11 protein-coding genes are annotated in these 10,077 nt (G+C 63.3%); 5 read left to right on the top strand and 6 right to left on the bottom strand.

Annotated elements, in window-relative coordinates; translation table 11 throughout:
• The 3 genes from VLR48_RS05280 to VLR48_RS05270 form a co-directional block, all read left to right on the top strand.
• On the top strand, positions 1-1,345 hold a 1,345-nt coding region (locus VLR48_RS05280; RefSeq protein ID WP_325290771.1), incomplete at its 5' end, for a DNA translocase FtsK.
• 140 nt (positions 1,346-1,485) lie between these two features.
• Complete coding sequence (locus VLR48_RS05275; RefSeq protein WP_325290770.1) at positions 1,486-2,115, top strand: outer membrane lipoprotein carrier protein LolA; 630 nt, start codon at positions 1,486-1,488, stop codon at positions 2,113-2,115.
• Positions 2,116-2,303: 188 nt separating this feature from the next.
• Positions 2,304-3,608: a replication-associated recombination protein A gene (locus VLR48_RS05270; protein WP_325290769.1), complete on the top strand. Its 1,305-nt coding sequence runs from the start codon at positions 2,304-2,306 to the stop codon at positions 3,606-3,608.
• A 104-nt stretch (positions 3,609-3,712) separates the two neighbouring features.
• On the opposite strand, the gene VLR48_RS05265 is transcribed toward VLR48_RS05270, so the two are convergent.
• The 3 genes from VLR48_RS05265 to nth form a co-directional block, all read right to left on the bottom strand.
• The gene (locus tag VLR48_RS05265) at positions 3,713-4,144 is read right to left on the bottom strand and encodes a host attachment protein (RefSeq protein WP_325290768.1); all 432 of its coding nucleotides are present in this window, start codon (positions 4,142-4,144) and stop codon (positions 3,713-3,715) included.
• Between the two features lie 159 nt (positions 4,145-4,303).
• Positions 4,304-4,750, bottom strand: a complete 447-nt coding sequence (locus VLR48_RS05260) for a DUF1841 family protein (RefSeq protein WP_325290767.1) — start codon at positions 4,748-4,750, stop codon at positions 4,304-4,306.
• 71 nt (positions 4,751-4,821) lie between these two features.
• A complete protein-coding gene (gene nth / locus VLR48_RS05255; protein ID WP_325290766.1) occupies positions 4,822-5,460 on the bottom strand; it encodes an endonuclease III in 639 nt (212 codons plus the stop codon).
• Positions 5,461-5,522: 62 nt separating this feature from the next.
• Here nth and lexA point away from each other — a divergent pair, with 62 nt between their 5' ends.
• Entirely contained in the window at positions 5,523-6,191 is a 669-nt protein-coding gene (gene lexA / locus VLR48_RS05250) for a transcriptional repressor LexA (protein WP_325290765.1), read from the top strand.
• Here lexA and VLR48_RS05245 read toward each other — a convergent pair.
• Together VLR48_RS05245 and VLR48_RS05240 are read right to left on the bottom strand one after the other, a co-directional pair.
• On the bottom strand, positions 6,155-6,928 hold the full coding sequence (locus VLR48_RS05245; RefSeq protein WP_325290764.1) for a hypothetical protein: 774 nt from the start codon (positions 6,926-6,928) through the stop codon (positions 6,155-6,157). The genes lexA and VLR48_RS05245 overlap by 37 nt on opposite strands.
• A gap of 47 nt (positions 6,929-6,975) precedes the next feature.
• Positions 6,976-8,337, bottom strand: coding sequence for a TrpB-like pyridoxal phosphate-dependent enzyme (locus VLR48_RS05240; protein WP_325290763.1), 1,362 nt, complete (start codon positions 8,335-8,337; stop codon positions 6,976-6,978).
• A gap of 100 nt (positions 8,338-8,437) precedes the next feature.
• Between VLR48_RS05240 and VLR48_RS05235 the strand changes: the two genes are divergently transcribed.
• Entirely contained in the window at positions 8,438-9,085 is a 648-nt protein-coding gene (locus tag VLR48_RS05235) for a transposase (protein WP_325290773.1), read from the top strand.
• Between the two features lie 250 nt (positions 9,086-9,335).
• On the opposite strand, the gene VLR48_RS05230 is transcribed toward VLR48_RS05235, so the two are convergent.
• Positions 9,336-9,872 carry a glycosyltransferase gene (locus tag VLR48_RS05230; protein ID WP_325290772.1) on the bottom strand — a complete coding sequence of 179 codons (537 nt, stop codon included), beginning with the start codon at positions 9,870-9,872 and terminating at the stop codon, positions 9,336-9,338.
• Between the last annotated feature and the right edge of the window lie 205 nt (positions 9,873-10,077).

Raw genomic sequence — 10,077 nt, 5'->3', positions numbered from 1 at the left:
GGGTGTCACCCTGTTCGAGCTTGAGCTTGCACCCGGCATTAAGGTCAGCAAGATCACCGGTCTTGCCAAAGATCTGGCGCGTGCACTCTCGACCATCAGTGTTCGCGTGGTGGAGGTGATCCCAGGCAAGTCGGTGATCGGGATCGAGATCCCCAATCAGCAGCGCGAGACGGTGTTTCTGCGTCAGACCTTCGGCTCGACGACCTATCAGGACGCCAGGTCACCGCTCACCCTGGGTTTGGGCAGCGATATTTCCGGCCTGACGGTGGTGGTGGATCTGGCGAAGATGCCGCACGTCCTCATCGCCGGAACCACCGGCTCCGGAAAATCGGTGGCCATCAACGCCATGATCCTGAGCCTGCTCTATAAGGCCGGCCCGGAGGACGTGCGCCTGATCATGGTCGATCCGAAGATGCTGGAGCTGTCCGTTTACGAGGGCATCCCGCACCTGCTTACGCCGGTCGTGACCGACATGAAGGAGGCGGCCAACGCGCTGCGCTGGTGTGTCGGGGAGATGGAGCGCCGCTATCGCCTGATGGCGAAGCTCGGGGTGCGCAACATCGGCGGCTACAATCGCCAGATCGCCGACGCGGCGGCCATCGGCCAGACGATCCCGGATCCCACCATCAGCGCCGAGTTTGCCGCCGAGCAGGGTGTCGAGGTGCCGACGTTGGGCCATCTGCCTTACATCGTCGTCATCATCGATGAGCTTGCCGACATGATGATGGTCGTCGGCAAGAAGGTCGAAGAGCTGATCGCGCGCCTGGCTCAGAAGGCTCGGGCCTCCGGCATCCATCTCCTGCTCGCGACCCAACGCCCGTCGGTCGATGTCCTGACCGGGCTCATCAAGGCCAACATCCCGACTCGGATCGCCTTTCAGGTCTCCTCGCGAATCGACTCGCGCACCGTACTGGACCAGATGGGCGCCGAGCAACTGCTCGGCAACGGCGACATGCTCTATCTGCCGCCGGGCGGCAACATCCCGCAGCGCGTGCACGGCGCCTTCGTGGACGATCACGAGGTCCATCGGATCGTCGAGTACCTCAAGCAGTTCGGTGCCCCACAGTACCTGCAGGACGTGCTGCGCGAGCCGACCGAAGTGCTGCCCGGCATCGATCCGGAGCCGCGCGGCGATACCGAGGATACGGATCCGCTGTTCGACGATGCGGTCCAGATCGTTGTCGAAAGCCGGCGCGCCTCCATCTCGGGGGTACAACGTCGTCTGAAGATCGGCTACAACCGCGCGGCGCGCATGATCGAGGAGATGGAGCGGATCGGGATCGTGGGTCCGGCCGAAACCAATGGTAATCGCGAGGTGTTGGCACCTCCGCCGATCGAGGACTGATCTGAATCTTTCTCGTTTTTTCGTGTCTTCCGTGGTTCGTGTCGCCGTATTCAGGATTTCATATGAGAGATTTCGTCCGCTTGGTTGATCGGTTCGGGCATGTCCCGGGGCGTCTTGAAAAAACCGGTCAATCATCGCGCATGCGCCTTGTCGTGCTCGCCGTGCTCTTGCCGCTGATCCTCCTGTCCGGGATCGCGACCGCAAACGCCGCCGAGGGCGCAAAGCGGGTCAACGACTACCTGGCCGGGCTCAGCAGCCTGCGTGCCGACTTCGAGCAATTCACCTTCAATGCCGAGCGTACCCGCATGATGGAGTCGCGCGGCACCCTTTATCTGCAGCGCCCGGGCCGTTTCCGTTGGGAGTACAGCACACCGAACCGGCAGGTCATCATCGCCGACGGCAGTCGGGTCTATCTCCACGATCTGGAGCTCAAGCAGGTTTCGCATCAGAGCCAGAGTCGGGCACTGAGCGGAACACCGGCGCTGCTCTTGGCCGACGGCGGTCCGATCGAGAAACACTTCGAGGCAACGCCGATCGAAGGCACGGACGGCCGGACCTGGGTCGAGCTAGTCCCCAAGGCACAGGATACCGATGTCGTTAGGATCGAGCTCGGATTCGGCAAGGACAACCTTGAAAGCCTCATCATGGAGGACAGCTTCGGGCAGACCACCCGGCTGAACTTCACCGGCGCCGAGCGCAACGCCGAGCTGAACCCGGATCTGTTCAAGATGGAGCAGGGGGCGATGGACGATTTCCTCTCCTTCGACTGAAGCGCGTCTCGGTATGACATGTGCTGTTTGCTGTTCGGTTTGCCCTTGCGGATCTCAATGGGCGTCGTCGCAGACGCCCTTCAGGAGTTTAATTTTTCCTCTGAACCGCGTTCTCCGCGAATGTTTAGAGTACTGCCGGGCGTCGGGCTGCGGCGAACCTGTGGTTACCGCTGCGGGCGCGGTTCAGAATGACTGATGCCCCGCTCGCCGAGCGGATGCGTCCGACAACATTGGACGGGTTCTTCGGCCAGCAGCACCTGCTCGCGCCGGGCAAGCCGTTGCGTGAGGCGATCGAGTCGGGTCAACTCCATTCGATGATCTTCTGGGGGCCGCCCGGCTCCGGTAAGACCACGCTCGCGCGTCTCATCTCACGGGTATCGGGTGCGCGCTTCCTCAGTCTGTCCGCCGTCCTTGCGGGCGTGAAGGACATCCGCGACGCGGTTGCCACGGCGCGGACGTTGCGGGATCTGGAGCAGCGACCCACATTGCTGTTCATCGACGAGGTGCACCGTTTCAACAAGGCCCAGCAAGACGCCTTCCTGCCGCATGTCGAAGACGGGACCCTGACCTTCATCGGGGCTACAACCGAAAATCCATCGTTTGCGCTGAACAATGCACTGCTCTCGCGTGCACGGGTCTATCTGCTTCATGCCCTGGGGACGGAGGACATCGAGCGCGTCCTCGCGCGCGCCCTCTCGGACCCGGTTCAGGGACTCGGCGATCGTGGGTTGCGTCTGTCGGAGGAGGCCGCGAATCTGCTTGCGCGCAGCGCCGACGGCGATGCCCGTCGGGCGCTGAATCTGCTCGAATTGGCGGCCCGGATGACGGCGGGCGAGGAGATCATGTCGGCGACCGTCGCGGAGGTGATTGCCGGCAGCGTGCGACGCTTCGACAAGGGCGGGGACATCTTCTACGACCAGATCTCGGCGCTGCATAAGTCGGTGCGTGGATCGGATCCGAACGCCGCGCTCTATTGGCTGGCGCGGATGATCGACGGCGGTTGCGATCCGCTCTATGTGGCGCGGCGCATCGTGCGGATGGCGAGCGAGGACATCGGCAACGCCGATCCGCGTGCACTGGACCTGGCGCTGAATGCGTGGGAGGCGCAAGAGCGGCTCGGCTCCCCGGAGGGCGAGCTGGCACTCGCCCAGGCGGTCGTCTATCTCGCCTGCGCCGCCAAGAGCAACGCGGTTTATCTGGCCTGGAACGCGGCCCTGGCCGACGCCCGGTCATCCGGCTCGCTGGATGTGCCCGTCCATCTGCGCAATGCCCCGACTAAACTGCTCAAAGAGCTGGGACATGGCCGTGCCTATCGCTATGCCCACGACGAGCCCGAGGGATATGCGGCAGGGGAGACCTATCTCCCGGATGCCTTGTCGGGGCGACGCTATTACAGGCCGGTCGATCGCGGTTTGGAGATCCGCATCCGCGAGAAGCTGGAGCGTCTAAAGGCGCTGGACGAGGCAGCGGAACGAGGCGGGGACGCGGTTTAAAATAATAAATTTTTTAATATCTTAAACCGCGCCAGCTCCGGCGGTAGTCAGGTCCGCCCGGGCCGATCCCATCCAAAAACAGCGCATACCGCACCGGGCGCGGTTTAGAGGAAATCCGGCAGGCTCTTGCGGATCGCCTCCGGGCTATGGGTCGTCAGGTTTTTGTCGATCTCCCCCGCGACAAGTTGCTTGAGCGAAGGGGACTGATGTTTGCGCAGCATCCCCAAGAAAGCTGGAGCGGCGATGACGTAAAGCTTCTGCAGCTCCCCTTTGTTGCGCGCGCTCTCCAGCGTCTCGCAAACCAAACCGGCGAAGCGTTCGGCATTCTCCTGCTTGTGCGCCTCCTCGCCGTTGATACCGTGCGCCCCTGACATGGGGTCATGACCTCGACCACCCTTGTCGGTCGTCAGATCGCCCTCGTGAAGCCGGCCTTCCGGGAAGGTCAGCGTGTGGATCTCGCGCAGCGCGCCTGCCGATTTTTCGGTGGCGAAGATGCGTGCGCGGCTGTTGTCGGCGGCCAGTATCCAAGTCAACATGATGTCGTCTTACTCCCGTGCTGAGCCCGACCGCGATGCGGTCGGAGCCTTGGATGAGACGGGACGATCGCCTCTGTGACGCGGGGTCATGCGTCGCCGCGCCCCGCTCTGTGTCGGTCCGCTCCCGTCTCTTTCAGTGTAACAGGCCCGTCACGAAAATCAGTGGCCCGGTCGCCCCCCGCCGGCAGCGCGTTCCACGCATTCGAGGTACCCCGCTGCGTCGAAGGGTGTTTGGTTGCGTTGCAGCGTCCAGAGCGCCTCGGCGAGGCATTCCATGATGCGGTGCTCGGTCTCGTGCGGGTCGCCGGTGGTCTGCATCAGGCGGCTATAGAGCCCACGGATGCCCGCCGGCTGATCGACGCTCAACTGCTCGAGGATGGCGAGGTGCAGGCCCATGTGCAGGAATGGATTGGATTCGCCCTGCTCGGGGAGATAGTCACGCTCCAAGGTCTTCTCGGACTCCGTCATGAGGCGATGATATTCGGGATGCTGACGCAGGACTTGGACGATCTGTGCCTCGACGGGCTCCAGGGGTTGTCCGGTTTGGGCCTTCGCCCAGGCGGTGATGAAGGTGCGACGATGGCTTTCACGGTCTTTTGCGAACATGGCGTCGAGGATCTCGAAGGAGTGTCGGTGTAGGGGATTCGGGCTCGGTGCGGTTTGCGTTCGATCTTGCGTCACGGCGGCGGCGTCTTGTCCCGATAGTCGCAGAGATCCGCGATCGGGCATTCTGGACAGCGCGGTTTGCGTGCAATACAGACATAGCGTCCGTGCAGGATCAGCCAGTGATGGGCGTCCTTCAGAAAGACCTTGGGGACATGGCGCAGCAATGCTTGCTCGACCGCGAGCGGGGTCTTTCCGGGCGCGAGGCCAGTGCGGTTGGCGACGCGGAAGATATGGGTGTCGACGGCCATCGTCGGCTCGCCGAAGGCGGTGTTGAGCACCACGTTGGCCGTCTTGCGCCCGACGCCCGGGAGTGCTTCCAGGGCCTTGCGCTCGCGCGGGATCTGCCCGCCGTGCTCGGCGACCAGGATTGCGCAGGTCTTGATGATGTTGGCGGCCTTGCTGTTGAAGAGTCCGATGGTGCGGATATGTGCCTTGAGGCCCTCCTCGCCGAGGGCGAGGATCGCCTCGGGCGTATCGGCGACCGCGAACAGTCGCGCCGTGGCCTTATTGACGCCTTTGTCGGTCGCCTGTGCCGATAGGATCACCGCCACCAGAAGCTCGAAGGGCGTGCGATACACCAACTCGGTCGTCGGCGCCGGGTTGGCGGCGCGAAGACGCTCGAAGATACACCTGCGCTTTGCCTTGTTCATCGATGGATAATCCTGTCGGGCTGTATAAAATAACAGCCTATTTCGTCGAGCGATTCTCCGACATGAACACTGACCTGACCCTTCGGCAGCGGCAGATCCTGGAGCTCATCAGGTCGCATATCCACGAAACCGGGGTGCCGCCGACACGCGCGGAGATCGCCCGGACCTTCGGTTTTCGTTCCGCCAACGCGGCCGAGGATCATCTGCGCGCCTTGGCCCGGCACGGTGCGATCGAGCTGACGCGGGGGCGTTCGCGCGGTATCAGGCTTGTCGGTCACGCCGCCGCTCATGCGGTCGAGCTTCCGATCATTGGGCGTGTCGCCGCCGGCAGTCCCATCCTGGCCGCCGCACATATCGAGGACTCATGCCCGGTCAGTCCGGACCTGTTTCATCCCGGTGCGGACTATCTGTTGCGGGTTCGCGGCAGCAGCATGCGCGATGCCGGAATCCTCGACGGTGATCTCTTGGCGGTCCATGCGACCTCCGAGGCGCGCGACGGCCAGATCGTGGTGGCCCGTTTGGGCGACGAGGTCACGGTCAAGCGCCTGCGTCGGGAAGGAAACGGGTCCGACCGGGTGTCTCTGTTGCCCGAGAATCCGAGCTTCGAGCCGATCCTGGTCGATCTGCGCACGCAAGAGCTGGTCATCGAAGGCTTGGTGGTCGGCCTGCTTCGGCGTTTCGCCAGCGGCAAGGCTCAAGGTACGACCAGCGTCACTCCGGGCATCAGTTGATCGGGGTCTTCGAGGACATGACGATTCGCCTCGAACAGAGCACGCCATTGACTGATGTCGCCGTAGCATCGACTGCTGATCATTGCCAACGAGTCGCTGGGACGGATCCGATAGGCACCTTGAGCGTCCAGCACGCGTGCCAGGGCGAGTTGACGCTGGTGCAGGACCTTCTCGGCGGCAGCGACCGCCTGCTCCGCCGCTGCATCCCGTTTTACGTCGGGGTCCCGCAGAGTCTTGCGCAGTTCCGCGTACGCATCGCCGGCCGCCTGCCGCGCCTGCTCTGAATCGAGTGTGCCGCCGTCCTGCGGAGGGACCCGTGCCCGGAGCGCCTCGAACCGACGCTCGAGTGCCTCGTGGGCGGTGGTGAGCGAGAGCCTGCGGGCATCGAGCTCCGAGATTTTCCCGTCGCGCTCGCTGAGGGTCCGCTCGAGGTCGAGCAGCGTCTCCTTGAGGCGCTGTACCTCGCCGTTGAGGCGCTCGATCTCCTGGCTTCCCTCCGCAAGCCGGCGTTCCGCCTCCATGCGGGCTTGATCGGCGCTCTTGCGGGCATGCGCGGATTCCTTGAGTTTCCCCTCCATGCCGAGGAGACGCAGGTTCAAGGCTTCGATCTCTGAATCGGGTGCGATCGCCGGCCCGCGATCGTCGGATGAAGCCTCGGCGCCGCCGGCCGCAGCCGCAACGAGCATCATCAAGATCGCCGGTAAGGCAACTGCGCGCCGAGAACGATCCCGGGTCATCGTGATTCTCCTGGCGTCGCCTCGGCTTGCGCTGGTCTGCCTGCGATCTAGCCGATGCTCGGCAGCCCCGACAACGCCATCGCGACCTCGTCCTCGGCGTAGGTCAGATCCTTCAGCTTGCCGGCCAGGTAATCGGTATAGGCCTGCATGTCGAAGTTGCCGTGTCCGCAGAGGTTGAAGAGGATCGTCTTGGCCTCGCCGGAGTCGCGGCACTTTTCCGCCTCGACAATCGCGGCCTTCACCGCATGGTTGGCCTCCGGCGCCGGGATGATGCCCTCTGCCTTGGCGAACTGGATGCCTGCAGCAAAACAATCCAACTGATTGTAGGAGGTCGGGGTGATGTAGCCGAGCTTTGTGAGGTGGCTGATCTGCGGCGCCATGCCGTGATAGCGCAGACCGCCCGCATGGAAGCCGGGGGGCACGAAGCTGGAGCCGAGGGTATACATCTTCACCAGCGGGGTCAGCTTGGCGGTATCGCCGTAGTCGTACGCGAAGAGACCCTTGGTCAAGGTCGGGCAGGCCGAAGGCTCGACGGCGATCAGCTCGATGTCGCGCCCGCCGCGCAGCTTCTCGCCCAGGAAGGGGAAGGCGATGCCGGCAAAGTTGCTGCCGCCGCCGGTGCAGCCGATGATCATGTCCGGGTAGTCGCCGGCCATCTCCAGCTGCTTTTGCGCCTCCAGACCCGTGACCGTCTGGTGCAGAAGGACGTGGTTCAGCACGCTGCCGAGCGCGTATTTGGTGTCGTCGCGCTGGGCGGCCAGCTCGACCGCCTCGCTGATGGCGATGCCGAGACTGCCGGTGCTGTCGGGATGCTCCGCGAGGATGGCTCGCCCGGACGCGGTCGTGTCGCTCGGGCTGGCGATGCACTGGGCCCCGAAGGTCTCCATGAAGGCGCGTCGATACGGCTTGTGGTGGAAGCTCACCTTGACCATGTAGACGACGATCTCGAGGCCGAACATGGATCCTGCCAAGGCGAGCGACGAGCCCCATTGACCGGCCCCGGTCTCGGTGGTGATCCGCTTCACGCCTTCCTGTTTGTTGTAGAAGGCCTGCGGGATGGCGGTATTGGGCTTGTGGCTGCCGGCGGGGCTCACGCCCTCGTACTTGTAGTAGATCTTCGCCGGTGTCTTGAGCGCCTTTTCCAGTCGACGCGCGCGGTAGAGCGGCGAGGGGCGCCACTGCCGATAGACCTCGCGCACGGGTTCTGGGATCTCGATCTCGCGCTCGGTGCTCATCTCCTGCTCGATCACGGCACGCGGGAAGATCACCGCCAGATCGTCCGCCGTAATGGGCTGTTGGGTGCCCGGATGCAGCACCGGATCCAGAGGCGTCGGCAGATCGGCGTTGATGTTGTACCAAGTGCGGGGGAGATGCTGCTCGTCGAGCAGATACTTGACTGAGTCGCTCATGCTGTGGTCGGGCCTCGGTAGTGGATATGGCGACCGGCCATCTTCGCCGCCGGTCTTAGTCGTCCGTCGGCAAGTGTGCCAGTTTTGTGACCGATCTTGAATCCCATCCGGGCGTTGCGCTCTTGCCGATCGACTCGAGGCGCTGGCGCGCGAGCGCTGCCGGCTGCACGCCTACGTGCTGATGACCAACCATGCCCATCTGCTGCTGACGCCGGAAGAGGCCGAGCGTGTGCCGCAGGTGCTGATCTCGGTCGGCCGCCGCTACGTGCAGTACGTCAACCACACCTACGGGCGTACCGGCACCCTCTGGGACGGCCGCTACAAATCCTCGCTGGTTCAGGCCGAAACCTACCTGCTGCTGTGCCACCGTTACGTCGAGCTGAATCCCGTGCGCGCCGGCATGGTGGCGGACCCCGCCCTTTACCGCTGGTCCAGCTACCGGGCCAACGCGCTCGGCGAGGCGGACACGCTGGTGACGCCGCATGCCCTCTACCTCGGACTCGGCGATGACGAGGAAACGCGCCGAGCCGCCTATCGGGAGCTGTTCCGCATCGCGCTCGACGACCAACCGCTCGGCGATCTGCGGCTGGCACTCAACCAAGACCAGCCCGTCGGCAATGATCGCTTCTATCGGGAGATTGAAGCGATGACCGGCCAGCGCCGGGAATTGCGCAAGCGGGGCAGGCCGCGGAAGCAGGACGAGCCGCCATCGGCCGACGCTGCGGGGCAGGACGAGTTGCTGTTTTGAATGAACTGAGCCTGGCCCCTTTTTTCCCAGTTCCCGACCCTACTGATGAGGGAGGGCTGGAAGTCATCGCCATGCCTCGGCTCTTTAGGCACCGCCAGACGAAAGCGGCGGAAACGGATAAGCCGGGACTAAAGCGATGGCGACCTGCTCTCTACTCTACCCTTTTCTCCTCTTTTCTACCTCTCGTTTAGGAGGCGTTGGGCTCGGTGGGTACCATGCTGGCCGGAGATGCCGCAAATCAACGCCTTCTTCATTGGGTGAATCCGCGCACAGTCATCATTGAGTCCATAAGATCAGTTAACCGTGCACAAAATTGCGGGAAGGCGAAAAAGTCAAGCCCTTCTGGGATGCCGCGCGGCTGACGCAGTGCGGTGAGGATGGCCGATTGAAGACTATCCGGATCGTCCGGATCCGCTAGCTGGCCCATGGCGCCATCCCGAACCGCCTCGCGGCTCCCGTCGCGCAGGCTGGCTACCACGGGGATACCGCAGGCCATTGCCTCAAGGAAGACAAAGCCAAAGCCCTCTTGGCGGCCAACCATACTGAAGACATCGCACAGGCGGTAATGATCGGCTTTTTCCACTTCCGGGACGCGCCCGGTGAAGCGCACAGCGGCTTGCAGGCCCGCAGCCAATACCTTGCTCTCCAGTCGTAGGCGGTCGTCGCCTTCACCTGCAATCAGAAGGCATAAATCCGGCTGTTCATCAAGCAGACGGGGCAGCAGATCGATTAGCTCGTCCATCCCCTTCTGGCGCTCTCTGGCATCCAATCGGCCGAGGGTGAGGATGACCTTCTTGTCCGCCAGACCGTACCGGCGGATGAGATAGTCCGGTTTGGGTCCCAGGCCATAGGTAACGATTCACTAACAAGTAACGCATTTTATCTCAGGTTTTTTCTATAAAAAGAGCGTTACCGACTTGAAAAGGATCCGACCTGCTGCGAGCATCGCTCCCGACGATCCGAACGGGAGTGGTCGCTCTATGAACGAATTT

Origin of the sequence: Thiocapsa sp. (assembly GCF_035467215.1) — a bacterium.
GTDB lineage: Bacteria > Pseudomonadota > Gammaproteobacteria > Chromatiales > Chromatiaceae > Thiocapsa.
This window is presented reverse-complemented; position numbering and strand designations above follow the sequence as displayed.

What these genes read in the sequence shown, in the direction of transcription:
- VLR48_RS05275 (WP_325290770.1), top strand. Translation starts at nt 1,486, where the DNA reads ATGCGCCTTGTCGTGCTCGCCGTGCTCTTGCCGCTGATCCTCCTGTCC.
- VLR48_RS05270 (WP_325290769.1), top strand. Translation starts at nt 2,304, where the DNA reads ATGACTGATGCCCCGCTCGCCGAGCGGATGCGTCCGACAACATTGGAC.
- VLR48_RS05265 (WP_325290768.1), bottom strand. Translation starts at nt 4,144, where the DNA reads ATGTTGACTTGGATACTGGCCGCCGACAACAGCCGCGCACGCATCTTC.
- VLR48_RS05260 (WP_325290767.1), bottom strand. Translation starts at nt 4,750, where the DNA reads ATGTTCGCAAAAGACCGTGAAAGCCATCGTCGCACCTTCATCACCGCC.
- nth (WP_325290766.1), bottom strand. Translation starts at nt 5,460, where the DNA reads ATGAACAAGGCAAAGCGCAGGTGTATCTTCGAGCGTCTTCGCGCCGCC.
- lexA (WP_325290765.1), top strand. Translation starts at nt 5,523, where the DNA reads ATGAACACTGACCTGACCCTTCGGCAGCGGCAGATCCTGGAGCTCATC.
- VLR48_RS05245 (WP_325290764.1), bottom strand. Translation starts at nt 6,928, where the DNA reads ATGACCCGGGATCGTTCTCGGCGCGCAGTTGCCTTACCGGCGATCTTG.
- VLR48_RS05240 (WP_325290763.1), bottom strand. Translation starts at nt 8,337, where the DNA reads ATGAGCGACTCAGTCAAGTATCTGCTCGACGAGCAGCATCTCCCCCGC.